The following is a 24,411-nucleotide window of genomic DNA, read 5'->3' on the forward strand; positions in this document are numbered from 1 at the left end:
GCGTCCGTGCGCGGCCGCCGCGCCCCGGGCCCGCGGGGTCACGGAAGGTCGGCGACCAGCTCGGCGACCGGCTTGCGGCGGCCGGTGTAGAAGGGGATCTCCTCGCGGACGTGCAGCCGGGCCCGGGCGCCCCGCAGGTGCCGCATGAGGTCCACGATGCGGTGCAGCTCGTCGGCCTCGAACGCCAGCAGCCACTCGTAGTCGCCCAGGGCGAACGAGGAGACGGTGTTGGAGCGCACGTCCGGGAAGCCGCGGGCCATCTGGCCGTGCTCGGCGAGCATCTGGCGGCGCTCCTCCTCCGGCAGCACGTACCAGTCGTAGGACCGGACGAACGGGTAGACGCACAGGTACCCGCGCGGCTCCTCCCCCGCCAGGAACGCCGGGATGTGGCTCTTGTTGAACTCGGCCGGCCGGTGCAGCCCCATCACCGACCACACCGGCTCGCTGGCGCGTCCCAGCGCGGTGCGCCGGAACCGGGAGTAGAGCTCCTGCAGGTCGTCGGAGCTGGGGGCGTGCCACCAGAACATGTAGTCGGCATCGGCCCGCAGGCCCGCCACGTCGTACACCCCGCGGGTGGTCACGTCCTTCTGCGCGGCCTGGTCGAGCAGGTCCTGCACCTCGGCGGCGTGGCCCTCGGCGACCTCACCGTGGGTCCTCACCCGGAAGACCGACCACATCGTGTACCGGATCACCTGGTTGAGGTCCCGAGCCTTGGGCCGACTCGCCTGCTCCGTCATGACTCTTTCCTCCCCGATTGTCGAGGTATTCCAGCACCCGGGTCGCCGCCGCGCGCGCGGTGGCGATGCATGCCGGGATGCCCAATCCGTCGTATGCTGCGCCCGCCACGGCCAGCCCCGGCTGACCCGCGACGGCGGCGCGGATGCGGGCCACCACGTCGGCGTGGCCCACGTTGTACTGGGGCAGCCCCCCGCCCCACCGCGTCACGCGGGAGGCGATGGGCAGTTCGTCGACCCCGCAGGTGACGGCCAGTTCGGTGACGGCCGCGGCCCGCAGGTCGTCGTCGGAACGCTGGAGCGTGTGCTCCTCGCCGTACCGTCCAATGGAGCAGCGCACCGCGATGAGGTCCGGGGCGCTCTCGCGCAGGTGCGGCCACTTGACCGAGCTGAAGGTGACGGCCTTCACCTCCCGCCCCTCGACCGCCGGGACGAGGTAGCCGCTGACGCGCGGCAGGCGGGGGAAGGCGCTCACCGGGTAGACCAGCGTGACGATCGCCATGCTGGCGTAGTCGATGCGGGCCAGCTCCCGGGACGCGGCGGGCACCTCGTCGGCGAGCAGCCGGGCGGCCGGCGCCGCGGGCACGGCCACCACGACCGCGTCGGCCTCGAGGTACTCGGGCGAGCGCGCCGGGCCGACGGTGAGCCGCCACCCGGTGGGCGTGCGGCGCAGCTCGCGCACCATGGCCCCGGTGCGGACCGTCCCGCCCCCGGCGGTGATCGCGTCGGCCACCAGGCGCGGCAGGGTGCCCAGCCCGCCGGGCAGGGTGGCGAACACCGGGCCCGGCTTCTCGGGCGCGGCCTGCCGGATGCCGCGGACGGCGGAGATCAGCGACCGGTGGCTGCGGGAGGCGACCGCGACCTGCGTCATCGTCGCCTCGAACGACAGCACCTCCACCCGCCCGGCGTACACGCCGCCCAGCAGCGGCTCGACCAGCCGGTCCACCACCTCGCGGCCGAGGCGGGCGCCGACGTAGTCGGCCACCGACACGTCGGAGGCGCCGCGCGGCGTGGCCGGCAGCACCAGGTCGAGCGGCACGCGGGCCAGGCCCAGCGGAGACAGCACCTGCGCGCGGGCCAGCGCCGCAAGGTCCGACGGCACACCCATGACCTGCCCGGACGGCAGAGGGCGCAGCGCCCCGTGGCTGAGGATCGCCGACGAGGCCGTCCCCGGGTGCACCAGGTCGCCGGCCCGGCCGAGGTCGCGCACCAGCTCCAGGCCCTCGGGCCGGCGGGCGAGCATGGACTCGGCGCCCTCGTCGACGGGGATCCCGCCGACCTCGCTGACCTTCAGTTTGCCGCCGACGTCGGATGAGCCCTCCAGGACCGTCACCCGCGCCCCGCCGCGCAGCAGCTGCCGCGCGGCGGTCAGACCCGCGATCCCGCCGCCGATGACGACGGCGTGCGGCCGCCCTCCGTTCGCCTCCAGCTCGGTCATGATTCCACCTTTCCAGATGGTCTTCCCGAACCGGCATCAGGGTGGCCTTAGGGATCGGCCACGGGGTGACCCGCAGGTCAGGACGCGGACGCCTCGTGGACCAGGTCGGCCAGGCGCGCCAGCACGTCCGGATCGGTGGCGGGCAGCACGCCGTGGCCCAGGTTGAACACGTGGCCCTCGGCGGTGCGGCCCCGGGCCAGCACGTCGCGGGCCCGCGCCTCGATCACCTCCCACGGCGCGAACAGCAGCGCCGGGTCGAGGTTGCCCTGCAGCGCCTTGCCGGGCTCGACGCGGTGGACGGCCTCGTCCAGCGGGACCCGCCAGTCGACGCCCACCACGTCGGCCCCGGCCTCGCCCATCAGCCCGAGCAGCTCGCCGGTGCCGACGCCGAAGTGGATGCGCGGCACGCCGTACTCCTCCAGCGCCTGGAAGACGCGGCGGGTGTGGGGCAGCACCGAGGCCCGGTAGTCCTGCGGGCCGACCGCGCCGACCCAGGAGTCGAACAGCTGCACCGCGCTCGCCCCGGCCTCGACCTGCACCTTCAGGTAGTCGATGGTGATGTCGGCCAGCCGTCCCATCAGCCGGTCCCACAGCTGCGGCTCGCCGTACATCATGGCCTTGGTGCGCTCGTGGTTCTTCGACGGGCCGCCCTCGATCAGGTACGAGGCCAGCGTGAACGGCCCGCCCGCGAACCCGATCAGCGGGGTGGCGCCCAGCTCGCCGACCAGGCCGCGCACCGCCTCGGTGACGAACGGCACGTCGTCCGGAGTCAGCCGGCGCAGCGCGGCCACCCCCTCGGGGCTGCGGATCGGGTCGGCGACCACCGGCCCGACGCCCGGCTTGATGTCCAGGTCGACGCCGACCGCGCGCAGCGGCACGACGATGTCGCTGAAGAAGATCGCCGCGTCCACCGCGTACCGGCGCAGCGGCTGCAGGGTGATCTCGATGATCATGTCGGGGCGGGCGCACGCCTCCAGCATCGGCACGCCCTCGCGCACCCGCAGGTACTCGGGCAGCGACCGGCCCGCCTGCCGCATGAACCACACCGGCGTGTACGGCACGGGCCGGCGGCGGCAGGCCCTCAGGAAGGGGCTGTCCTCCAGCCCGGAAGCGGAGTCCTTGGTTCCAACGGCGTCTTCGACCACATGTGAGATGCTCCCACGGACACCCCCGCCGGGGCGCACCGCCCCGCGCAAGTCGCCCGCGGTCCGCCCGTTTTGCGTACAACGTACGCCGATTCGGCGGACTCCGGGGGGATCGGGCACGATCGGGGGGCGTCGCCGTGGCGGCGCACGAAGTTCCGGACACGCCGAGCGAAGTCCCGCATTCTGTCACCGCCGCATGCGAACGTGATCCGTGTCATAGCCGAGGGAGGTCCCCTTGTACTGCTCCACCTGCGGTGACGACCGCCTCTTCGAGCGGCCGCCCTGCCCTGACGGGCACGGCGCGGACTGCCCCGAGAGGGTCTGCACCGGGTGCGGGGCCGCGGTCCTGATCGGCCTGCCGCCCGGATCCGCCGGCGCCCCCGCCGCGCCGGCCGTCCCCGCGCCGGCCCGGTCGGCCCCGTCCGCCGCCGCGCGCGGCGGGTCGAGCAGCCCGGCCGCGGGCGGGTCCCCGGCCGCTCCCGGTTCCGCCCCCGGCGCATCCGCCAGCGGCCGCGCCGCGTACCAGCGGGCCGTGGCCTGACGGCGCGCGCCCCCGAGACGAAACCTGTGCTGTGCCTCTGTCTCCGCCTCAATCCCCCGTCGCCGCGCCCGGCGCCGCGACGAGCCCCCCGCACCGCGCCCCGGTGCGGGGCCGCCACCTCGGCGGTCCGATCATGACCGTGCCCGCGCCGTTCCGGCGCGCCCGCGACACGCTGCGGGCGATCCTGGAGGGCGAGCCGATCCGGCCCGAGCTCGACCTGGAGGACATGCCCGCGCCACAGCGGCTGGCGCCCTACGCGGCGGCCCTGTCCGGCAGCGTGTACCGCGACGCCGGCACCGACGCCGAGACCGAGGTGGCCACCGGCCGGCTGATCGTGCTGTACGACCCCGAGGGCCGCGCCGGCTGGACCGGCGGGTTCCGCGTGGTCGCCTACATCCGCGCCGACCTGGAGCCCGAGATCGCCGCCGACGAGCTGATCGGCTCGGTGGCCTGGAGCTGGCTGCTGGAGGCGCTGGAACCCGCGGGGTACGCGGGCGTGTCCGGCACGGTCACCCGGGCGGTGTCGGAGAGCTTCGGCGACAAGCGCGGCGAGCCGTCCACGACCGAGCTGGAGTTGCGCGCCTCCTGGTCCCCGACCGGCGACGATCTCACCGGGCACGTGCTGGCGTGGTGCGAGGTGATGTGCACCACGGCGGGGCTGCCGCCGTCCGGGGTGAGCGCGCTGCCGGATCGTCCCGGCGGATCCGGACACTGAGCGACGTACGGTAGGGGACGTGGGAAGCACAGCGTCCGAGACCGAAGCCGCCGACGAGGGCGCGGCAGGGGCGCAGTCCGCCGCGGGACCCGCCGCGGCGGCCGCCTCACCGCAGGAGTCCGCCCTCGACCCGTCCACCGCCGACCGGAAGGCCGCCGGTTCCGCCGAGCGGGCCGTGCACGCCGCCGGCACCGCGCCCCCCGCGGGCGCCGTACCGCTGCTGGAGCCCCGGGACGGCGTGCCCCCGGTGATCACCACCGCATCCGGTTTGGAACGTGTCATCGACGCGTTCGCGGCGGGCGCCGGCCCGGTCGCGGTGGACGCCGAGCGCGCGTCCGGCTACCGGTACGGCCAGCGCGCCTATCTGATCCAGCTGCGCCGCCGCGGCGCGGGCACCGCGCTGATCGACCCGGTGGCGCTGCCCGACCTGTCCGGGCTGGACGCCGCGCTGGACGGCGCCGAGATCGTGCTGCACGCCGCCACCCAGGACCTGCCCTGCCTGGGCGAGGTCGGCATCCGGCCGCGCCGCCTGTTCGACACCGAGCTGGCCGGGCGGCTGCTGGGCTATCCGCGGGTGGGGCTCGGCTCGATGGTGGAGAACGTCCTCGGCTTCAGCCTGGAGAAGGGGCACTCGGCGGCCGACTGGTCGACGCGTCCGCTGCCGGAGGACTGGCTGCGGTACGCGGCGCTGGACGTCGAGCTGCTGGTGGAGCTGCGCGACGCGCTGCGGGACGAGCTGCAGGCGGCGGGCAAGCTGGAGTGGGCGCTGGAGGAGTTCGCCGCGATCCTGGCCACGCCGCCCAAGCCGCCGCGTCCCGACCCGTGGCGCCGCACGTCCGGCATCCACCGCGTGCGCAACCGGCGGGCCCTGGCGGTGGTGCGCGAGGTGTGGAACGTTCGCGACCGCATCGCCCGGGAGCGCGACCTGTCGCCGGGCCGGGTGCTGCAGGACGCGGCGATCATCGAGCTGGCGCAGCAGCTGCCCAAGACCCCGGCGGACCTGCAGGCGCTGCCGACGATGCGCAGCCGCGGCGCCCGCCGCCACCAGACGGCGTGGCTGCGCGCGGTGTCGCGGGCGCGCGCCCTGCCCGACAAGGCGCTGCCGGAGGCCGGCGTCCCCGGCGACGGCCCGCCGCCGGCGCACCGCTGGCCCGAGCGCGACCCGCAGGCCGCCAAGCGGCTGGCCGCCGCCCGGGCGGTGGTGGCGGCGCTGGCCGACGAGCACACCATGCCGACCGAGAACCTGATCCAGCCGGACTACGTGCGGCGGCTGGCGTGGTCGCCGCCCGCCGAGCCGACCCCCGAGGCGATCGGCGCGGCGCTGCGCGGGCTCGGCGCCCGCGCATGGCAGGTGCGGCTGGTGGCCAAGCCGCTGGCCAAGGCGTTCCAGCGGCTGGAGAGCAAGGGCGAGCTGTAGCCCGCGCCGGACGCGCGAACGCACCCGCCGCGGACGGGGGCTCCGCGGCGGCTACAGGTCGGGCAGCGGGTCGCGCGGGAGGCTGTCGCGGTCGAAGACCTCGGCGTCGGCGGCGTTGATGACGGGCACGTACTCGTCGTCCACCTCGAACCAGGCGTTGGCGAACTCGAACACGGCGCCCGCGCCGGTCTCCACCGGGCCGATGCGGGTGCCGCGCGGATAGCTCCCCCAGACGCTCTTCGGATCGGCGCGCCCGACCGCGCCGGTGCTGATGACCGTGATCTGGTCATCGGTGACGACGAACAGGAACCCGGTGCCGCCCCCGGCGGTCAGCGCCGGGAAGATGTACCGGATGTCGGTGTCGAGGCCGAGGAACTCCCGGCAGCGGTCGCGGACCGGACGGGGCACGGGCATGGCGCCTCACCTCCGACCATCGGCTGGTCCCCATGATGCACCGGCCCGCACACCGCGACCAGGGCCGCGACCGGGTCAACCCCCGACGGCCTCGGGCCCGGCGGGCGTCCAGCGGACGAGGACGGCCTGGTGGGCGGTCTGGGCGCCGGTGGACGGGTCGATGCCGAACGCCCCGAACAGGGTGGTGGTGCGCAGGCTCGCGGCGACGTCCCACACCGGGCGGCGGGCCGGGCTCCCGGCGGTGCGGACGCAGTGCGCGGCGATCACCGCAGCGGCGTACGCCTGCGCCGCCGGGTAGTCGGGCAGGGTTCCCGTGCGCCGCCGGACGGCGGCGATGAAGGCGGCCTCGTTCAGGCCGAGTTCCGGTTCGCGCGGGCGTCCCGGGAACCACTGCCCCACCCCGTAGACCCCCTCGGGATCGCCGACGGCGCCGCCGAACCCGCGGACGCCCGCCGCCACCGCGCACACGGTTCCCGGCGGGTCGGGCCGCGCCCTTGCAGCGGCCACCGTCCGCACGTCCTCCTCGAAGGACGCGGCGCACAGCAGGTTCCAGCGGGCCGACGCGCCCGGCTCCGGAAGCCCGCCGACGCGCGCGACGTCGATGCCCAGGGCGCGCGCCGCGGTCTCGGCGCCGTCGGCGACCCGCCTGCCGAAGCCGCCGCCGCCGTGCACGAGGTAGAGCCGGGCGGGGTCCCGGGCCGCCGCCAGATGCCGCAGGAACGGGTCGGCGTACCGGCTCGCGGGAGTCGGCACCGAGACGACGTGGCCGGGATGGGCCGTCTCGGCGTCGTCGCCGGAGCCGCCGTGGTTCCAGACCAGCCGGTCGAGGTCGGCGGCGACGCCGCCCGCGGCCCGCATGAGGTCGGTCGCATAGGGGCCGAGCAGCACGTCGCACCGGCCGGCCAGGCCGCGCAGGGCCGTGCGGAGGCGGTCCCGGTCGCCGCGGTCGTCCTCGATCAGCAGGTCGGCGCGCCCGTCGGCCGCGCGCCACACCTCCAGGGCGGCCGCGGCCTGGCGGCCGAACCGGGCGTATCCGCCCGTCAGCGACAGGCAGGCGCCGACGCGCAACCGGGCCATGGCCGCTTCGTGCCCGCCCGCGCCCTGCCGACGCCCCTGCCGACGCCCCTGTTGATGCGCCCGCTGACGCGGCGGGGGCTGCTCAGCCGGTCCAGCGCTCGCCGGTCAGGCGCTCGTAGACCTCGATGTAGCGGGCGCGGGTCGCGTCGACGACCTCCTGTGGGATCTCCGGGCCGGGGGGCGTGCGGTCCCAGTCCAGCGTGCTGCTCCAGTCGCGGACGAACTGCTTGTCCAGGGAGTGCTGCGCGCGGCCGGGCCGCCACTCGTCGGCGGGCCAGAAGCGGGAGGAGTCGGGGGTGAGCACCTCGTCGGCGAGGACGAGGGTTCCGTCGGGGGCGCGGCCGAACTCCAGCTTGGTGTCGGCGATGACGATGCCCCGCTCGGCGGCCAGCTCCGCGCCGCGCCGGTAGACCTCCAGGGTGGTCTGCCGCAGCCGCTCGGCGGTGTCGGCGCCGATCTCCGCCACCACGTCGTCGTAGGTGATGAACTCGTCGTGCCCCTCGGCGGCCTTGGTGGTCGGGGTGAAGATCGGCTCGGGCAGCTTGGACGCCTCGACCAGTCCGGGCGGCAGCGCCACCCCCGAGACGGTGCCGCTCTTGTCGTACTCCTTGAGGCCGAGGCCCGCCAGGTATCCGCGCGCGATCCACTCCACCGGCAGCATGGTCAGGCGGCGGCAGCGGATCGCCCGGCCCCGCCACTCGTCGGGCACGTCGTCGGCGGAGATGACGTGGTTGGGGATGATGTCGGCGAGCCGCTCGAACCACCACAGCGACAGCCGGGTGAGGATCTTGCCCTTGTCGGGGATCGGGGTGGGCAGCACCACGTCGTAGACGCTCACCCGGTCGGAGGCGACCAGGATGAGGTCGTCGCCGTCGGCGTAGACGTCCCGGACCTTGCCGGAGTGGATCAGTTCCATGGTGTTCCTCTGCCCTCGCGCTTCCTTCGGACCGGCGGCCACCAGGGCAATCTACTCGCCGTGCCCGGCCGGCTCCCGTCCAGGGGCGGCACGGCCCGGCGTCAGTGGTTACTGACGAGTAAGATGGGCATTGTTACCCGCGAGTAGCCGGGGCCGCCTCCGGCCCGGCGCCGTGCCATTCGTGCCCATACGTGCCCATACGTGCCCATTCAAGGGAGGACGACCGTGCCCCGTACCGCACGCGACGTCGTATTCGTCGACGGCGTACGCACGCCGTTCGGCAAGGCGGGTCCCAAGGGCCTGTACGCCGAGACCCGCGCGGACGACCTGGTCGTCCGCGCCATCCGCGAGCTGATGCGCCGCAACCCGTCGCTGCCGCCCGAACGGGTGGACGAGGTGGCGATCGCGGCGACCACCCAGACCGGCGACCAGGGCCTGACGATCGGCCGGGCCGCCGCCGTGCTGGCCGGGCTGCCCAAGAGCGTGCCCGGCTACGCGATCGACCGCATGTGCGCGGGCGCGATGACCGCGGTCACCACCACCGGCGCCGGCATCGCGTTCGGCGCCTACGACGTGGCGATCGCGGGCGGCGTGGAGCACATGGGCCGCCACCCCATGGGCGAGGGCGTGGACCCCAACCCGCGGTTCCTCGCCGAACGGCTGGTCGATCCGTCCGCGCTGATCATGGGCGCGACGGCGGAGAACCTGCACGACCGCTTTCCGCAGATCACCAAGGAGCGGGCCGACGCGTACGCGGTGCGCAGCCAGCAGAAGGTCGCCGCCGCCTACGCCGCCGGGAAGATCCAGCCCGACCTGGTGCCGACCGCCGTCCGCTCGGCCGAGAAGGGCTGGGGCCTGGCCACCGAGGACGAGCCGCCCCGCCCCGACACCACCATGGAGGGGCTGGCCAAGCTCAAGACGCCGTTCCGGGTGGCGGGCCGGGTCACGGCGGGCAACGCCGCCGGGCTCAACGACGGCGCCACCGCCTGCCTGCTGGCCGCCGAGGAGACGGCCCGCGAGCTCGGCCTCACGCCGCGCATGCGGCTGGTGGACTACGCCTTCGCCGGGGTGGAGCCGGAGGTCATGGGCGTCGGCCCGGTGCCGGCCACCGAGAAGCTGCTCGCCCGCAACTCGCTGACCATGGACGACATCGGCCTCATCGAGATCAACGAGGCGTTCGCCGTCCAGGTGCTGGCCTTCCTGGACCACTTCAAGATCGCCGACGACGATCCGCGGGTGAACCCGTGGGGCGGCGCCATCGCCCTCGGCCACCCGCTGGCCTCCTCCGGCGTGCGGCTGATGACCCAGCTGTCGCGGCTGTTCCAGGAGCGCACCGACGTCCGCTACGGCCTGACCACGATGTGCATCGGCATGGGCATGGGCGGCACCGTCCTGTGGGAGAACACGAACTGGGAGGGCGCCAAGTGAGCGCGGACATCACCGGCCTGTTCGACGGCGAGGTGGTCACGCACGCCCGCGTCCGCGACGTGACGCTGCCGTACGGGGCGGGCACGCTGGCACTGATCACCCTGGACAACGGGCACGACCACACCAAGCCCAACACCTTCGGACCGCGCGGCCTGCTGGAGCTGAACGAGGCCATCGACCAGGTGGCCGGGCGCGACGACATCGCCGCCGTCGGCGTGACCGGCAAGCCGTTCATCTTCGCGGTCGGCGCCGACCTCAAGGGCGTGCCGCTGATCAGGACCCGCGAGGACGCCCTGGCCATCGCCAAGCTGGGCCACGACGTGTTCCGCCGCCTCGGCGAGCTGCACGTGCCGACGTTCGCCTACGTCAACGGCGCGGCCATGGGCGGCGGCGTGGAGGTCGCGCTGCACTGCACCTACCGGACGATCTCCTCCTCGGTCCCGGCGCTGTCGCTGCCGGAGGCGTTCCTCGGCCTGGTGCCCGGGTGGGGCGGCACCTACCTGCTGCCCAACCTGATCGGCGCCGAGAAGGCCATCAAGGTCATCATCGACCACCCGCTCGCGCAGAACCGGCAGCTCAAGGGCCCGCAGGCGTACGAGCTGGGCATCGCCGACGCCATGTTCGACCCGGCCGACTTCCTGGAGGAGTCGCTGGCCTGGACCGCCCGCGTGCTCAACGGCGACGTCACCGTCGAGCGCGCGCCCGTCGACAAGGGCAAGGCGTGGGACGACGCCGTCGCCGCGGCCCGCTGGAACGTCGACGGCAAGCTGCACGGCGCCGCCCCGTCCTACGTGCGGGCGCTCGATCTGGTGGCCGCCGCCAAGGACCGCACCCGTGACGAGGGGTTCGCCGCCGAGGACGAGGCGCTGGCCGACCTCATCATGAGCGACGAGCTGCGCGCCGGGCTGTACGCGTTCGACCTCACCCAAAAGCGCGCCAAGCGGCCCGCCGGGGCGCCCGACAAGAGCCTGGCGCGGCCCGTCACCAAGGTCGGCGTGGTCGGCGCGGGCCTGATGGCAAGCCAGCTGGCACTGCTGTTCGCCCGCCGCCTGGAGGTCCCGGTCGTCATGACCGACCTGGACCAGGAGCGGCTGGACAAGGGCGTCGGGCACGCCCACGCCGAGATCGACAAGCTGCTGGCCAAGGGCCGGGTCTCGGCCGACAAGGCGGCCCGGCTGAAGGCGCTGATCACCGGGTCGCTGTCCAAGGACGCGTTCGCGGGCGCCGACTTCGTCATCGAGGCCGTCTTCGAGGAGATGTCGGTCAAGCAGAAGGTGTTCGCCGAGGTCGAGGCCGTGGTCTCGGACGAGTGCGTGCTGGCCACCAACACCTCCTCGCTGTCGGTGACCGAGATGGCGTCCGGGCTGCGGCACCCCGAGCGGGTGGTGGGCTTCCACTTCTTCAACCCGGTCGCGGTGCTGCCGCTGCTGGAGATCGTCCGCGGGGCGAAGACCGACGACGCCGCGCTGGCCACCGCGTTCGCCGTCGGCAAGCAGCTGAAGAAGTCCTGCGTGCTGGTCAAGGACGCCCCCGCGTTCGTGGTCAACCGGATCCTGGTGCGGCTGCTCGCCGAGATCGTCAAGGCGGTCGACGAGGGGACGCCGATCGAGACGGCCGAGCGCGCCGCGGCCCCGCTGGGCCTGCCGATGCCGCCGTTCGTGCTGATGGGGCTGGTCGGACCGGCCATCGCGCTGCACGTCAACGAGACGCTGCACGCGGCGTTCCCGGACCGGTTCCCGCTGTCGGCCAATCTCGCCGAGATGGTCGCGGCGGGCAAGACCGGCGTGTACCGGCCCGACCTCACCCTCGACCCCGAGGTGGTGGAGATCTTCTCCGGGGGCGACGCGCCGTCCACCGAGGAGCAGGTGCTGGCGCGGGCGCTGCGCGCCCTGGCCGAGGAGATCCGGATCATGCTGGACGAGGGCGTGGTCGCCGCGCCGCAGGACATCGACCTGTGCATGCTCCTCGGCGCGGGCTGGCCGTTCCACCTGGGCGGCATCACCCCGTACCTGGACCGCACCGGCGTGTCCGAGGAGGTGAACGGCGCCCGCTTCCTGGAGCCGGGCGTCGCCTCCCTCCCCCGCTGAGCGGGTCCGCACCGCGCGGGAAGACGGCTCGGGGCGTCTTCCCGCGCGGCCCGCCTCGACCTGACCTGACCGACACGTGACCCTGGTCACTGTGTCTTTTCACACGGCGCATGGGCACAATGGCCCGCATGACTCCTGGTGCGCGCGTCGCCGTCGTCGGCTCGGGCCCCGCAGGGCTGTACGCCGCGGAAGCGCTGGTCAAGCAGGCCGAGGGGGACGTCCAGGTGGACGTCTTCGACCGGCTGCCCACCCCTTACGGACTGGTCCGCTACGGCGTCGCGCCCGACCACAAGTCGATCAAGTCGATCGCCCGCTACCTGCAGCGCGTGCTGGAGCACCCCGCCGTGCGGTTCTTCGGCTGCGTGGAGCTGGGCCGCGACCTGACCCGCGCCGACCTGCTGGACTGCTACGACGCCGTCGTCTACGCCACCGGCGCCATGGTCGACCGGCATCTGGGCGTGCCCGGCGAGGACCTGCCCGGCAGCGTCGCCGCCACCGACTTCGTCAACTGGTACTGCGGCCATCCCGACGCCGCCGACCACGACTTCGACCTGTCGGTCGAGGAGGTCGCGGTCATCGGCGTGGGCAACGTGGCCGTCGACGTGGTGCGGATCCTGGCCAAGACCGCCGACGAGCTGCGCGAGACCGACATCCCCCAGCACGTGCTGGAGAAGCTGGCGGCCAGCCGGGTCCGCCGCATCCACATGATCGGGCGGCGCGGGCCGGCGCAGGCCAAGTTCACCACCAAGGAGCTGCGCGAACTGGGCGAGCTGCCGCACGCCGGCGTCCACGTCGCCGCCGAGGACATGCGGCTCGCCCCGGCCGATGCCGCGCTGGCCGAGTCCGACCGGCACGTGCGCGGCAACGTCGCGGTGCTGTCCGGCTGGACGGGCGAGCCGCCCGCCGACCGGATGCGCCGCATCGACGTGCGGTTCTGGCGGGCGCCCCGCGAGATCATCGGCACCGGCCGGGTCGAGGCGCTGCGGCTGGAGCGCACCCGGCTCGGCGACGACGGCCGCGTCACCGGGACCGGCGAGTACGAGACGCTGCCGGTCGGCATGGTGCTGCGCTCGGTCGGCTACCAGAGCGTCCCGCTGGACGGCGTGCCGTTCGACGAGCGCGCCCACGTGGTGCCGAACGAGGGCGGCCGCATCATCGGCCCGGACGGCTCCCCGGTGCCCCGCGAGTACGTGGCGGGCTGGATCAAGCGCGGCCCGACCGGCGTGGTCGGCACCAACAAGTCCGACGCCGCCGAGACCGTCCGGCACCTGCTGGCCGACCTGGACGCAGGCCGCGAACGCCCGGTCCGCAAGATCGAGGAGCTGCTGGCCGAGCGCGGCCTGCCGGTGGTCGGCTACGCCGACTGGCTCAACCTGGACGCCGCCGAGATCGCCCTGGCCCGGTCGCTGAACCGCGGCGAGCGCGTCAAGCTGGCCCGCTGGGACGCCATGCGCGCCGCCTGCCGCCCGTCCTGAGCCGTCCCGAGCCGCCCGCCCGCGCGGCGCGGGGCGACCGTGCCGGGTATGCGGCCGTCCCGCGCCGGCGAAACGCGCGGCGCCCCCGGCCGCGCGGCCGGAAACCGCGGCCGGATGCGGAAAACCGCGCACGAAACCCGTGACGGCGCCGTGACACCGGCGCTACGGTGCGCCTGTGACCGGCGGTCCAGAACTGTACGGATTCCCCCCGCCCGCCGCGCTGCCCGACCTGAGGTGGCTCGGCCCGGACTACGTCTCCGTGCTCGTGCACGACCTGACCCGGGGCCTCCTGCGGCAGGACGCGGGGACGCGCGTGATGGGCGTCCGCTGCGACGGCGCACCCGAACTCAAGGCCGCGGTCGACTCCGCCGGGGTCATCCGCGCACACGAGGCCTGCTTCCCCCTCCAGGTGTTCTTGCAGGACGGCACGGGACGACCATGGCGGCTGCGCGGGCAGTGGACCTACCGCGGCCGCGGCCTCGGCACGCCCGGCGCCTCCGTCACCCACTCCTGGCGGCTGCTGTCGGCCGACGGCGTCTGACCCGGCGGCCCAGCGGCCCGGCAGGGCGCAGGCCGGCCTGCCGCGCGGTCACGGCAGGAGCCCGGCCGTGCGGGAGTCCGCCGTGGAGGTGACGGAGATCGTCCGGCCCTGGACGTTCCGGCAGTTCACGGTGGTGGTGTTCGCCGCGGGCCCGGGCCGGTCGTTGTCCGGCAGGCCGCCGAAGCCGTAGCGCCCCCAGTCGAAGTCACGCCAGACACGGTCGGCCCAGTCGTCGCCCCAGTCCGCGCCGGAGGGGGCGCCGAGTGACAGCGGCGCGCCCGCGAACCGCGCCCTGCCGACGGCGGGCATCAGGGTGGCCAGCAGCGTGCCGGGGTCGGCGGCCGCCGCGCCCCGGGCCGGCGCGGGCCGGACGTCCATCGCGACGGACGGCGCGGCGCCGTCCACGGTGCACGGCTGCGCGGTGTCGCCGGCGACCTGCAGGGCGCCGTTCGGCACCGCGTGGGCCGCCCGCCCGTGTCCGACCACCCCGGTGTTCACCAGCGAGACCTGCGCGCTCCGCCGGACCGTGATCGCCCTGGTGACGCGGGCGTTGCGGGTGGTCAGCCGCAGGTCGCGCAGCTCGATGCGCAGTTGGTCCACGGCCTGCGGCGCGGTCGCGCGCCGCAGCCCGGCGGCGGATCCGAGGCCGTCGAGCAGGCCGCCGAGGACGCCGGAGATGTCGATCTGCGGTTCGGCGAGCGGCGCGCTCTGCGCGCTCTGCGCGTTCTGCCCGGACGGCCCGCCGCCGACGTGGAAGAAGGAGGAGACCGGCGCCCGGCCCGTGTAGGCGATCGTGGCGTTGCGTCCGTTGACCCTGGTGCTCCTGGTGATCGTCGGCAGCACGGACTGCGTGCCGTACGGCCGGGTCAGCGTGTAGGTGCAGCCCCGGGAGAGGGTGATGTCGCCGCCCGCGCGGATCGCGCGCACCAGCGCGGCCGCGTCGCCCTTGCCGCCGCGGCATCCGACCGCGGCCGCCTGCGCCTCCCCCGGCGCCGCATCGGCTGCCGCCGGGGGCGCCGCCGCGACCGCCAGTCCCGCCGCCAGGACGGGGACCGCCACCCGTACCGTGCCGGCCGACCGGCCGGCGCCTGTTGTCCGCACGCTCATGTCCAGCCCTTTCTGTCGCGTCGGGCTCAAGATCGGCCCAGTTGATTACTCACCGAACCTGATCAATTACAAACCGGCGCCCCCGAAGATGCCGATCATGAACCGGACGCCACGGGACATGGAGGTCATCACGAACCCATGGCCCCAAAAAGCGGTTATTACCTACGGACCGTGTTGCAGCGACTCCAACGGGTAGTTGCGGTGGTGAAGGTACGCAACGGATCGTCACCAGATGGTCCAGCAGCGACTACCGAGCCGTGCGGCGGCACAGCCGCAGCGCGGCGAAGGGAAAGAGAGGATTCTCATGAACACGCTGCAACGCATCACCATCCTGGGCGCCGCCACCGCCGGTGCGGCGCTGCTCGCGCCCTCCGCCGCCATGGCGAGCACCGCCGGCGGCGGCGACGGCTTCGGCCGGGGCTTCGGCGGCGCCAACTTCGTCTCGGTGAAGGAGATCGCGGGTCCCAAGGGCATCGCCGCCTCCAGGGTCGTGGCCGGGTTCGGCCGCGACGGCTTCGGCCGCGGTTTCGGTGGCGGCTTCGGCGGCGGCTTCGGCGGCGGCTTCGGCGGCGGCTTCGGCGGCGGCTTCGGCGGCGGCTTCGGCGACGGCTTCGGCCGGGGCTTCGGCAGCGGCCCGTTCTTCAAGAAGCAGAAGTTCTTCGCCGGTCCCAAGGGCGTCGCGTCGTTCCGCCAGTTCGCCGGGTTCGGCCGCGGCGGCTTCGGCGGCGGCAAGTTCGGCGGTTTCGGCGGGTTCGGCCACTGATAGCCGCGCGTTTCCACAGGTTCACGTTCCTGAGGTGGTCCCGTCCGCGCCCACGCGGGCGGGACCACCGCCCCGTTTACGGCCTCGCCCGGCCCATCCGACGTATGCGAAAGCGAGTCGCCATGATGTCAATGCCGTTCCGCGTCACGGTCACCGCGGGCACCGTGCTCGGCGTGCTCATGGGCGCGCCGGCCCTCGCGCACGCCGACGCCAAGTACAAGGTCGTCTCCCAGAAGGCCAGCCGGCACGGGGCGTTCCTGCACATCCGCACGTCGCTGGTCGACGAGGAGCGGGGGCGCGTGCTGTTCAAGGACGTCTTCCTGAAGGCCGGCCCGAAGGGGGTCGTCAAGCGGGTGATCGTCAGCGCGGTGGACTGATGGCCGCGTCCTCGCCACGGGTCAGGCGGGCGCCGCCCCGGCGGCCGTCCGGCCGACGCTCGCGCGCACCGGGACCGCGCTTCGGATGACCGAGCGCGGCCCCGGGCATGCGCATGCCCGGGGCCGGCCCGCGAATCGCTTGCGGCGGGTCACTCGGGGGACGCGAGGTCCGTGGGCTCCGTCTCGGGCTCGGCCGCGTGCGTCAGGGCGGTGACCGCCTCGGTGATCTGCCGGGCCAGGTCCTGCGGGGTGAGCCCGATGTCGGCCAGGATCTCGGCGCGCGCGGCATGGTCGAGGAACTCCTGCGGGATGCCGAAGGTGCGCACCGGCACGTCGTTGCCCGCGTCGCGCAGCAGCCGCGCCACCGCGTCGCCGACGGCGCCGGTGCGGCCGTTGTCCTCCACCACGGCCACCATGCGGTGCTGCGCGGCCAGGTCGACCAGCGCCTCGTCCAGCGGCTTGACCCAGCGCGGGTCGACGACGGTGACGCCGATGCCCTGCGCGGCCAGCCGTTCGGCGACGCCCACGCCGAGCCCCGCCATCGACCCGGTGGCGACCACCAGCACGCGAGTGCCGTTGGCGCCGTCGTGGCGGGCCAGCACGTCCATGCCGCCGACGGTGTCGACGGCCTCGATGTCGTCGGCGACCGAGCCCTTGGGGTAGCGGATCGCGGTCGGGCCGTCGTCGACCGCCACGCACTCGCGCAGCAGCTCGCGCAGGCGGGCGCCGTCGCGCGGCACCGCGATGCGCAGGCCCGGCACCAGCGACAGGATGGACAGGTCCCACATGCCGTTGTGGCTGGCGCCGTCGTCGCCGGTCACGCCGGCGCGGTCGAGCGCGAACGTCACCGGCAGCCGGTGCAGCGCGACGTCCATGAGGACCTGGTCGAACGCCCGGTTGAGGAACGTGGCGTACACGGCCACCACCGGGTGCAGGCCGCCCAGCGCCAGCCCGGCGGCCGAGGTGACCGCGTGCTGCTCGGCGATGCCGACGTCGTAGATGCGGTCGGGGTAGGCCTCGGCGAACGGCGCCAGCCCCACCGGGTGCAGCATGGCGGCGGTGATGCCGACCACGTCGGGGCGCTCGGCCCCGATGGCCACCATCTCCTCGCCGAACACCTTCGTCCAGCTCGGGCCGCTCTTCTTGGCGACCGGCCGCCCGGTGGCCGGGTCGAACGACCCGGCGCCGTGCATGCAGTCCTCTTCGTGGTTCTCGGCGGGCGCGTAGCCCCGGCCCTTGCGGGTGATGCAGTGCACGATCACGGGGGCGCCGAACCGGCGGGCGCGGCGCAGCGCGCGCTCGACCGCCTCGATGTCGTGGCCGTCGATCGGCCCGACGTACTTGATGCCCAGGTCCTCGAACATCGCCTGCGGCTGCAGGACGTCCTTGAGGCCCTTCTTGATGCCGTGCAGGGCCTCGTAGGCCACGCCGCCGACCACCGGCGCCTTCGGCACCGTCTTCTTGATCAGGTCGAGCGCGTTCTCGTAGCCCTGGGTGACCCGCAGCTCGGCCAGGTGGCTGGCCAGCCCGCCGATGGTCGGCGAGTAGGAGCGGCCGTTGTCGTTGACCACGATGATGACGGGCCGGTCCCGGCCCGCCGCGATGTTGTTCAGCGCCTCCCAGCACATGCCGCCGGTGAGGGCGCCGTCGCCGACCACCGCCACCACCGCGCGGTCGGTCTCGCCGCGCAGCCGGAACGCCTTGGCCAGCCCGTCGGCGTACGACAGGGCGGTGGAGGCGTGCGAGTTCTCGATGATGTCGTGCTCGGACTCGGCCTGGCTGGGGTATCCCGACAGGCCGCCGCGCTGCCGCAGCCTGCTGAAGTCGCGCCGGCCGGTCAGCAGCTTGTGCACGTAGGCCTGGTGGCCGGTGTCGAAAAGGATCTTGTCGTGCGGCGACTCGAAGACCCGGTGCAGCGCGATGGTCAGCTCCACCGCGCCGAGGTTGGGTCCGAGGTGGCCGCCGGTCTTGGACACCGCCTCGACCAGGAACTCCCGGATCTCGCTCGCGAGCCGGGGCAGCTGCGCGGCGTCCAGTCGCCTGAGCTCCGCCGGACCTGTGATCGACTCCAGCAGGGTCACGCGCGTCAACTCCTCCATCGGGGGCCTCTCTGCCCCTGCTCGCCGGGCCCGTCCGAGTTTAGTGGCGCTTCATCCGCGCCGCGCCGGGGGCACGCCGCGCACACCGCACTGATATCGAATCTGCACCGAATCGCCACAGGCCGCCCCGTTTCGGGGCGGCGCGCCGGTGAGGAGGTACTCATTCCTGGTCGCGGGCCCGGGGCTGTAGTAATGAGAGCATGGTGGAGGAAATCGTGCTGCTCGACGAGGCCGATGAGGTCGCCGGCCGGGCCCCCAAGACGGCGAGCCATCATCGCCACACCCCGTATCACCTCGCCTTCTCCTGCTTCCTGGTCGATCCGCGCGGACGGGTGCTGATCACGCGGCGGGCGCTGGGCAAGCGGACCTTCCCGGGGGTGTGGACGGGCAGCTGCTGCGGGCATCCCGCACCGGGCGAGGGACTGCGCGAGGCGGTGCTGCGCCGCCTGGACACCGAGCTGGGCGTTTCGGCCGAGTCGGTCACGCCGGTGCTGCCCGCCTTCCGGTACCGCGCCACCGCGGCCGACGGCGTGGTGGAGAACGAGCGCTGCCCCGTGGTACGCGCGACGACGTCCGGGCAGGTCACGCCCAACCCCGACGAGGTCGAGACGGCCGAGTGGTGGACCTGGGACCGCTGCCTGGAGCTGGCCGAGCGGCCCGACTCCTCCCCCTGGTACCGATTGCAGATGGCCGAGCTGGCCCCGCTGGGCGCTCCCCTGGACTGGCCCGACGCCGGAACCGACAAGCTTCCTCCGGCATTGCGCTGGTGACCGTCCGGCCGCGGCGCCCCGGCGCGCCCCGGTCATCCGGTGCGCGCGGGGCGCCGCGGCATGTCCGGGGCCGCGCCGCCGGGCGCCCGCCGCGCACCCGATAACCGGGAGATCACTTTTCGGTCGCGCCTGTTGACCCGTCCCGCAACTTGAACGGACGCTTGGTTGTGGCGTAACCGAAGGGACGAACGATGCGTGGACGGTGGAAGGCGGTCGCCGCCGTGGTCCTCGGCGGGATGCTCGCGGTGTCCGGCTGCGGCGGAGGCGACGAGGACGGCTCGGACGCGTCCCAGGTGGAGGTCTTCTCCTGGTGGACCGGTCCCGGCGAGGCCGACGGGCTGCAGGCCATGAAGGCCGACTTCGAGAAGAAGAACCCGGGCACCAAGTTCGTCAACGCCGCCATCGCCGGCGGCTCGGGCACCCAGGCGCAGGCCGTGCTGGCCAGCCGGCTGCAGAACCGCAAGCCCCCGGACTCCTTCCAGGGGCACGCCGGCGCCGAGCTGCTCGACTACATCAAGGCCGGGCAGATCGAGCCGCTGGACTCCTTCTACGACGACAACGGCCTGCGCTCCGCCTATCCGCAGCAGCTGCTGGAGCAGATCACCTACCAGGGCAAGATCTACTCGGTGCCGGTGAACATCCACCGCTCCAACGTGCTCTGGTACAACCCGAAGATCCTCAAGGACGCCGGGCTGTCCGGGCCGCCCAAGACGGTCTCCGAGTTCATCTCCGCGCTCAAGGCCGTCAAGGACAAGACCGGCAAGGTGCCGCTGTCGCTGGGCGCCCAGTGGACCGCCGACCACCTGCTGGAGAACGTGCTGCTGGGCGACCTCGGCACCGACGCCTACAACGCCCTGTGGAAGCCGGGCGCCGACTGGAGCACCCCCGCCGTCACCAAGGCGCTCACCGACTTCGCCGAGATCCTCAAATACACGACGGTCGAGGCGGCGTCCACCGACTGGCAGGGCGCGGCCAAGGCGGTCGTCGACGGCAAGGCCGCGTTCAACATCATGGGCGACTGGGCCTACGGCTACTTCGTCAACCCGGCGCCCAACGGCCTGGGCAAGAAGCTCGACACCGACTTCAAGTACGCTCCCGCACCCGGCACCGACGGCACCTACATGTGGCTGTCGGACAGCTTCACGCTGCCGCGCGGCGCCCCGCACCGCGCCGGCGCGATCGCCTGGCTGAAGGAGGCGTCCAGCAAGGAGGGCCAGGACCTGTTCAACCCCAAGAAGGGGTCCATCCCGGCCCGCAAGGACGCCGACCGCAGCCTCTACAAGGGGTACCTGGAGTACGCGTTCACCGAGTGGACCAGGCCCGATATCAAGCTGGCCGGCTCGTTTTGGCACGGCGTGACCGCCAACAAGAAGTGGCACACCGACATCGACACGGCCGTGGGCCTGTTCCTGCAGAACAAGGACGTGGGCAAGCTGCAGACCGCCCTGGTGGAGGCGGCGAAGAACAGCGGCCAGTGACGGCGCGCCGGGCGGCCCCGGGGCGCGTCCCCGCGGCCGCCCGGCACCGGTCCCGCGCAGATGGGAGGACGCCCGCGTGGCGACGCTGAGACTGGGACGCAGCAGGCGCTGGCTGCCGGGCCTGCTGCTGGTGTCCCCGTCGATCGTGGCGATCGGCGTGTTCGTGTACGGGCTCATCGCCTGGAACACGCGGGTGGCGGTGAGCGGAAGCCACGACGAGGTCACCCCGTACGGGTTCGACAAGGGACGCAACTTCGCCGACCTGTGGAGCGATCCGAGCTGGCCTCCCGCCGTCCGGCACGCGCTGCTGTTCACGGTGGTGTTCGTCGGCGGGGCGCTGCTGCTCGGCGCGTTCCTGGCCTTCCTGATGGAGAAGGGCATCCAAGCCGAGGCGGGGTTCCGGGCCGTCTACCTGTTCCCCATGGCGATCTCGTTCATCGCCAGCGGGGTGGTGTGGCGGTGGCTGATGAACCCGGCGCCGCCCGAACGCGCCGTCGGCCTCAACCAGCTGTTCGACCGGATCGGGCTGGGCGCCCTCGCCAACGACTGGTGGCAGAACCCGTCGTGGGGCATGGCGGCCATGGCGGTCCCGGCGATCTGGCAGATGACCGGGTACGTCATGGCGCTGTACCTGGCCGGGTTCCGCGGGGTGCCCGACGACCTGCGGGAGGCGGCCCGGGTGGACGGCGCCTCCGAGTGGCAGGTGTACCGGTACGTGGTGTTCCCCCAGCTGCGGCCGGTGACGCTGTCGGCGCTGATCATCCTGGGGCACATCTCGCTGAAGGTGTTCGACCTGATCATGGCGATCGCGGGCAAGCAGATCATCACCTACGTGCCGGCCATCGCCACATACGTGGAGGTGTTCGACCGGCACGACCCGGCCAACGGCGCCACCATCGCCACGTACCTGCTGCTCGCGGTGGCGCTGCTGGTGGTCCCCTACCTGGTGTGGTCGGTGCGGGCGGAGCGTGACCGGTGAGCGCGCAGACGAGCGTCGGCAAGCCGATGGCGGGCGCCGGCGCGCGGCGGCGCGTCCCGGCCCGGCCCCAGGTGCTGCGGGGCGTGCGGTTCGCGGTGCTGCTCGCCTTCGCGGTGGTCTTCCTGATCCCCGTGTACGTGCTGGTCGTGACCAGCTTCAAGTCGCTGCAGGAGGCCGACCCGTCGACGGCGTGGAGCCTGCCGCGGGACTGGAGCGCGGACGGCTGGCGGGCGGCCTGGGAGGCGCTGCGGCCCGGCCTGGAGAACAGCGTCAAGATCGCGGTGAGCGGTTCGCTGATCTCGGCGGCGCTGGGCTCGCTGAACGGCTACGTGCTGTCGAAGTGGCGCTTCCCCGGGGCGGACGCGGTGTTCACGCTGTTTTTGTTCGGGATGTTCATCCCGTATCAGGCGGTGATGATCCCGCTGGCCGGGATGCTGACCGACCTGGAGCTGGCCGGCACCGTGCGCGGGCTGGTGCTGGCGCACGTGGTGTACGGCATCCCGATCTGCACGCTGATCTTCCGCAACTACTACGTCACCGTCCCGGACGAGCTGATCGAGGCGGCGCGGGTGGACGGCGCGGGCCTGCTGCGCACCTACCGGTCGATCGTGCTGCCGGTGTCGGGCCCGGCGTTCGCGGTGACGCTGATCTGGCAGTTCACCTCGATGTGGAACGACTTTCTGTTCGCGGTGTTCCTCGGCGCGCCCGACAGCTGGCCGGTGACCGTCATGCTGAACAACACCGCGGGCTCGGGCGCGGTGGCCGTCCAGTACAACCAGCAGATGGCCTCGGCGCTGCTGGCGTCGCTGCCCACGCTGCTGGTCTATCTGCTGCTCGGCCGGTTCTTCATGCGCGGCCTGATGGCGGGGGCGCTCAAGGGCTGACCCCGCAGGCGGCCGCGGAAGCGGCGTCCGCGAGATTCTCACGTGTCCTGCTTGCCGGTCCGGCGCCGGTTGGCGAATCATGGTGGGAACCGATCATCACGCCGACCCCTCGACCGCTTCCACTCCCGGCCCACACCACCGTGACCCGAACGCATCTGACCTCGCCGCCATTGTTGCCTGGCGCACCCGCGGCGACCCCACCGGCGGAGCCGGATACTCCGCTGCAAACCGGGCGTCCCGCTCTGGACGGCGCGGTGAAGATGGATACCAGCGAGCACGGGAGGGGGACCGCGTGCAGGCGATAAGCGTCCAGCAACCCTGGGCCTTCGCGATCGCCCGGGGCGGCAAGACCGTCTCCAACCAGGAGGCGCCGACCGCCTACCGCGGACCGCTGCTCGTGCACGCCTCCATGCGCGTCGACCTGCGCGCATGCGACTCGCCGCTGATCCAGGCCGCCGGCTGGGACCCGCGCGACCCCCTGGCCACGCTCGGCGCCGTCATCGCCGTCGCCCGCCTGGACGACGTCTGCTCGGCGGCCGTGAACGGCGAGCCGTGCGACTGCGGCTCCTGGGCCGACCCGTCGTCCTACCACTGGCGGCTGGCCGACATCCGGGCCCTCCCCCGCCCGATCGTCGCCTTGGGCCGCCCCGGCCTCTGGCAGCCCCAGCCCACCCTCGTCGCCGACGTCGAGCTGATGGTCTCCTCCTCTTCCACCCATCCCCCTTCCTGACCGCGACCATCCCGCTACGCGGTGTCGCGGAAGGTCGAGCGGGTAGCGTAGTTTCCAACAGACCTCGCACACCGACGGGAGCAGGGCCGTGACCATCACGCATGACCGACGCTTCGGCCCGTACACGGTCGAGGATCTGCACGCTCGCGACGACGACGGCAAGGGTTTCGAGCTTGAGGACGGATGGCTGGTCGAGTTGTCGCCGAGCTGGCCGCACAACTGGGCGGCGGAATGCGTGTGGGAGGTCGTGCGGTCGGCGGCCAAGGAGGCGGGAGCGGACGTCTTCGTCGCCCACGGCGGCGAATGGGAGATCACAACACCGGCCGGTATCCGCAAACCGGACGTCTTCGTGGTGCCGAAGGGCGTGGCCCGGGCCTCCATCGTCCACCGCGAACCGAGGACGGTCCCCGGCACGGAGGTTCTCCTCGCCGTGGAGGTCGTCTCCCCCGGCAGCGGCAGCGAGCGGCGCGACCGGGTGCGCAAGGTGCGGGAGTATGCCGCCTGCGGCATCGCGCAGTACTGGATCGCGGACGTCGAGCCTCGTCCCAGGGTGCAGGTACTGCTTCTGGACGACGGGGCGAGCGCCTACCGGCTGGACCGGACGGCGGAGGCCGGCGAGGTCCTGACCGCCGAGATCAAGGCGGACGTGGCGTTCACGGTGGTGTTCGACCCGCAGGTGATGATCGAGTTCTAGCCCTCGGGCGGTCTCCGGCGTCCGTCCAGCGCGTGCACTCGACTCGTTTCGGCGGCTTGGCGGAGGCGGGTCAGTTCGGCGGCGATCCTGTCCAAGGGCCAGCCGGCGTTGAGGCCGCTGGGGTTGGGCAGGACCCACACGCGGGTGGAGCCGATCGTGTCGTCCTGGGGGCCGATCTGGGCGCGGGGCCTGCCGAACGCGGTGCGGTAGGCGGTGACGCCCTGGACGGCCAGATAGGCGGGGCGGTGCCGTTCCACGAGCGCGACGAGGCGGCGGCCGCCCTCGCGCAGCTCTTCGGCGGCCAGCTCGTCGGCGCGGGCGGTGGTGCGGGGCGCCAGGTTGGTGATGCCCAGCCCGTAGGAGGGCAGCAGGTGCTGTTCGGAGGGGGCGAGCAGCCGGTCGGTGAAGCCGGCGCGGTGCAGCGCGGGCCAGAAGCGGTTGCCGGGGCGGGCGAAGTGGTGGCCGGTGGCCCCCGAGTACAGGCCGGGGTTGATGCCGCAGAACAGCACGCGCAGGGGCGTGCCGTCGTCGGGCAGCACGTCGGGGATCACGCGGTCGCGGGCCGCCTCCAGGTCGGCCTTGGTGGGGCGTCGCGTCGTCAC

23 protein-coding genes are annotated in these 24,411 nt (G+C 73.5%); 14 read left to right on the forward strand and 9 right to left on the reverse strand.

Annotated features, from left to right (window positions below; genetic code table 11):
- Window positions 1-38: 38 nt before the first annotated feature.
- The 3 genes from hemQ to hemE all read right to left on the reverse strand — a co-directional run bounded on the left by hemQ (window position 39) and on the right by hemE (window position 3,275).
- Window positions 39-737 carry a hydrogen peroxide-dependent heme synthase gene (hemQ, locus tag QSK22_RS13440; protein WP_285494452.1) on the reverse strand — a complete coding sequence of 233 codons (699 nt, stop codon included), beginning with the start codon at window positions 735-737 and terminating at the stop codon, window positions 39-41.
- Complete coding sequence (gene hemG, locus QSK22_RS13445) at window positions 643-2,172, reverse strand: protoporphyrinogen oxidase (RefSeq protein WP_285494453.1); 1,530 nt, start codon at window positions 2,170-2,172, stop codon at window positions 643-645. Before hemG ends, hemQ begins: the two co-directional genes overlap by 95 nt.
- Window positions 2,173-2,249: 77 nt before the next feature.
- A complete protein-coding gene (hemE, locus tag QSK22_RS13450) occupies window positions 2,250-3,275 on the reverse strand; it encodes a uroporphyrinogen decarboxylase (protein ID WP_285494640.1) in 1,026 nt (341 codons plus the stop codon).
- 716 nt (window positions 3,276-3,991) lie between these two features.
- Here hemE and QSK22_RS13455 point away from each other — a divergent pair.
- Complete coding sequence (locus tag QSK22_RS13455; RefSeq protein WP_285494454.1) at window positions 3,992-4,573, forward strand: DUF3000 domain-containing protein; 582 nt, start codon at window positions 3,992-3,994, stop codon at window positions 4,571-4,573.
- Window positions 4,574-4,748: 175 nt separating this feature from the next.
- Window positions 4,749-5,990, forward strand: a complete 1,242-nt coding sequence (locus QSK22_RS13460; RefSeq protein ID WP_285494641.1) for a ribonuclease D — start codon at window positions 4,749-4,751, stop codon at window positions 5,988-5,990.
- A 51-nt stretch (window positions 5,991-6,041) separates the two neighbouring features.
- Here the strand turns inward: QSK22_RS13460 and QSK22_RS13465 are convergent, their stop codons facing one another.
- The 3 genes from QSK22_RS13465 to QSK22_RS13475 all read right to left on the reverse strand — a co-directional run bounded on the left by QSK22_RS13465 (window position 6,042) and on the right by QSK22_RS13475 (window position 8,397).
- Complete coding sequence (locus tag QSK22_RS13465) at window positions 6,042-6,404, reverse strand: hypothetical protein (RefSeq protein ID WP_285494455.1); 363 nt, start codon at window positions 6,402-6,404, stop codon at window positions 6,042-6,044.
- A gap of 75 nt (window positions 6,405-6,479) precedes the next feature.
- Entirely contained in the window at window positions 6,480-7,481 is a 1,002-nt protein-coding gene (locus QSK22_RS13470; protein ID WP_285494456.1) for an ABC transporter substrate-binding protein, read from the reverse strand.
- An 82-nt stretch (window positions 7,482-7,563) separates the two neighbouring features.
- The gene (locus tag QSK22_RS13475; protein ID WP_285494457.1) at window positions 7,564-8,397 is read right to left on the reverse strand and encodes a phosphoribosylaminoimidazolesuccinocarboxamide synthase; all 834 of its coding nucleotides are present in this window, start codon (window positions 8,395-8,397) and stop codon (window positions 7,564-7,566) included.
- A 225-nt stretch (window positions 8,398-8,622) separates the two neighbouring features.
- Here QSK22_RS13475 and QSK22_RS13480 point away from each other — a divergent pair, with 225 nt between their 5' ends.
- The 4 genes from QSK22_RS13480 to QSK22_RS13495 all read left to right on the forward strand — a co-directional run bounded on the left by QSK22_RS13480 (window position 8,623) and on the right by QSK22_RS13495 (window position 13,928).
- Entirely contained in the window at window positions 8,623-9,825 is a 1,203-nt protein-coding gene (locus QSK22_RS13480) for a thiolase family protein (RefSeq protein ID WP_285494458.1), read from the forward strand.
- Window positions 9,822-11,912: a 3-hydroxyacyl-CoA dehydrogenase NAD-binding domain-containing protein gene (locus tag QSK22_RS13485; RefSeq protein ID WP_285494459.1), complete on the forward strand. Its 2,091-nt coding sequence runs from the start codon at window positions 9,822-9,824 to the stop codon at window positions 11,910-11,912. Before QSK22_RS13480 ends, QSK22_RS13485 begins: the two co-directional genes overlap by 4 nt.
- Before the next feature lie 128 nt (window positions 11,913-12,040).
- The gene (locus QSK22_RS13490; protein WP_285494460.1) at window positions 12,041-13,387 is read left to right on the forward strand and encodes an FAD-dependent oxidoreductase; all 1,347 of its coding nucleotides are present in this window, start codon (window positions 12,041-12,043) and stop codon (window positions 13,385-13,387) included.
- 175 nt (window positions 13,388-13,562) lie between these two features.
- Window positions 13,563-13,928 carry a hypothetical protein gene (locus tag QSK22_RS13495; RefSeq protein WP_285494461.1) on the forward strand — a complete coding sequence of 122 codons (366 nt, stop codon included), beginning with the start codon at window positions 13,563-13,565 and terminating at the stop codon, window positions 13,926-13,928.
- Window positions 13,929-13,976: 48 nt separating this feature from the next.
- On the opposite strand, the gene QSK22_RS13500 is transcribed toward QSK22_RS13495, so the two are convergent.
- Window positions 13,977-15,035: a hypothetical protein gene (locus tag QSK22_RS13500; RefSeq protein ID WP_285494462.1), complete on the reverse strand. Its 1,059-nt coding sequence runs from the start codon at window positions 15,033-15,035 to the stop codon at window positions 13,977-13,979.
- 304 nt (window positions 15,036-15,339) lie between these two features.
- On the opposite strand from QSK22_RS13500, the gene QSK22_RS13505 reads away from it, so the two are divergent.
- Window positions 15,340-15,798, forward strand: a complete 459-nt coding sequence (locus QSK22_RS13505; protein WP_285494463.1) for a hypothetical protein — start codon at window positions 15,340-15,342, stop codon at window positions 15,796-15,798.
- 104 nt (window positions 15,799-15,902) lie between these two features.
- Entirely contained in the window at window positions 15,903-16,175 is a 273-nt protein-coding gene (locus tag QSK22_RS13510; protein WP_285494464.1) for a hypothetical protein, read from the forward strand.
- Window positions 16,176-16,324: 149 nt separating this feature from the next.
- Here QSK22_RS13510 and dxs read toward each other — a convergent pair whose 3' ends face one another.
- On the reverse strand, window positions 16,325-18,256 hold the full coding sequence (gene dxs, locus QSK22_RS13515) for a 1-deoxy-D-xylulose-5-phosphate synthase (protein WP_285494642.1): 1,932 nt from the start codon (window positions 18,254-18,256) through the stop codon (window positions 16,325-16,327).
- A gap of 218 nt (window positions 18,257-18,474) precedes the next feature.
- Here dxs and idi point away from each other — a divergent pair, with 218 nt between their 5' ends.
- The 6 genes from idi to QSK22_RS13545 all read left to right on the forward strand — a co-directional run bounded on the left by idi (window position 18,475) and on the right by QSK22_RS13545 (window position 23,809).
- On the forward strand, window positions 18,475-19,044 hold the full coding sequence (idi, locus tag QSK22_RS13520) for an isopentenyl-diphosphate Delta-isomerase (RefSeq protein WP_285494465.1): 570 nt from the start codon (window positions 18,475-18,477) through the stop codon (window positions 19,042-19,044).
- A 191-nt stretch (window positions 19,045-19,235) separates the two neighbouring features.
- Window positions 19,236-20,522: an ABC transporter substrate-binding protein gene (locus QSK22_RS13525; protein WP_285494466.1), complete on the forward strand. Its 1,287-nt coding sequence runs from the start codon at window positions 19,236-19,238 to the stop codon at window positions 20,520-20,522.
- Between the two features lie 76 nt (window positions 20,523-20,598).
- Window positions 20,599-21,501, forward strand: coding sequence for a carbohydrate ABC transporter permease (locus QSK22_RS13530; RefSeq protein WP_285494467.1), 903 nt, complete (start codon window positions 20,599-20,601; stop codon window positions 21,499-21,501).
- 26 nt (window positions 21,502-21,527) lie between these two features.
- Window positions 21,528-22,385, forward strand: a complete 858-nt coding sequence (locus QSK22_RS13535) for a carbohydrate ABC transporter permease (RefSeq protein ID WP_285494643.1) — start codon at window positions 21,528-21,530, stop codon at window positions 22,383-22,385.
- 292 nt (window positions 22,386-22,677) lie between these two features.
- The gene (locus QSK22_RS13540; protein WP_285494468.1) at window positions 22,678-23,115 is read left to right on the forward strand and encodes an ASCH domain-containing protein; all 438 of its coding nucleotides are present in this window, start codon (window positions 22,678-22,680) and stop codon (window positions 23,113-23,115) included.
- Window positions 23,116-23,203: 88 nt separating this feature from the next.
- A complete protein-coding gene (locus QSK22_RS13545) occupies window positions 23,204-23,809 on the forward strand; it encodes a Uma2 family endonuclease (RefSeq protein ID WP_285494469.1) in 606 nt (201 codons plus the stop codon).
- Here QSK22_RS13545 and mug read toward each other — a convergent pair.
- The gene (mug, locus tag QSK22_RS13550) at window positions 23,806-24,411 is read right to left on the reverse strand and encodes a G/U mismatch-specific DNA glycosylase (RefSeq protein ID WP_285494470.1); all 606 of its coding nucleotides are present in this window, start codon (window positions 24,409-24,411) and stop codon (window positions 23,806-23,808) included. The genes QSK22_RS13545 and mug overlap by 4 nt on opposite strands.

Origin of the sequence: Actinomadura sp. NBRC 104425, assembly GCF_030269545.1 — a bacterium.
Lineage (GTDB): Bacteria > Actinomycetota > Actinomycetes > Streptosporangiales > Streptosporangiaceae > Spirillospora > Spirillospora keratinilytica.

What these genes read in the sequence shown, in the direction of transcription:
- hemQ (WP_285494452.1), bottom strand. Translation starts at nt 737, where the DNA reads ATGACGGAGCAGGCGAGTCGGCCCAAGGCTCGGGACCTCAACCAGGTG.
- hemG (WP_285494453.1), bottom strand. Translation starts at nt 2,172, where the DNA reads ATGACCGAGCTGGAGGCGAACGGAGGGCGGCCGCACGCCGTCGTCATC.
- QSK22_RS13455 (WP_285494454.1), top strand. Translation starts at nt 3,992, where the DNA reads ATGACCGTGCCCGCGCCGTTCCGGCGCGCCCGCGACACGCTGCGGGCG.
- QSK22_RS13465 (WP_285494455.1), bottom strand. Translation starts at nt 6,404, where the DNA reads ATGCCCGTGCCCCGTCCGGTCCGCGACCGCTGCCGGGAGTTCCTCGGC.
- QSK22_RS13470 (WP_285494456.1), bottom strand. Translation starts at nt 7,481, where the DNA reads ATGGCCCGGTTGCGCGTCGGCGCCTGCCTGTCGCTGACGGGCGGATAC.
- QSK22_RS13475 (WP_285494457.1), bottom strand. Translation starts at nt 8,397, where the DNA reads ATGGAACTGATCCACTCCGGCAAGGTCCGGGACGTCTACGCCGACGGC.
- QSK22_RS13490 (WP_285494460.1), top strand. Translation starts at nt 12,041, where the DNA reads ATGACTCCTGGTGCGCGCGTCGCCGTCGTCGGCTCGGGCCCCGCAGGG.
- QSK22_RS13500 (WP_285494462.1), bottom strand. Translation starts at nt 15,035, where the DNA reads ATGAGCGTGCGGACAACAGGCGCCGGCCGGTCGGCCGGCACGGTACGG.
- QSK22_RS13505 (WP_285494463.1), top strand. Translation starts at nt 15,340, where the DNA reads ATGAACACGCTGCAACGCATCACCATCCTGGGCGCCGCCACCGCCGGT.
- QSK22_RS13510 (WP_285494464.1), top strand. Translation starts at nt 15,903, where the DNA reads ATGCGAAAGCGAGTCGCCATGATGTCAATGCCGTTCCGCGTCACGGTC.
- idi (WP_285494465.1), top strand. Translation starts at nt 18,475, where the DNA reads ATGGTGGAGGAAATCGTGCTGCTCGACGAGGCCGATGAGGTCGCCGGC.
- QSK22_RS13525 (WP_285494466.1), top strand. Translation starts at nt 19,236, where the DNA reads ATGCGTGGACGGTGGAAGGCGGTCGCCGCCGTGGTCCTCGGCGGGATG.
- QSK22_RS13535 (WP_285494643.1), top strand. Translation starts at nt 21,528, where the DNA reads ATGGCGGGCGCCGGCGCGCGGCGGCGCGTCCCGGCCCGGCCCCAGGTG.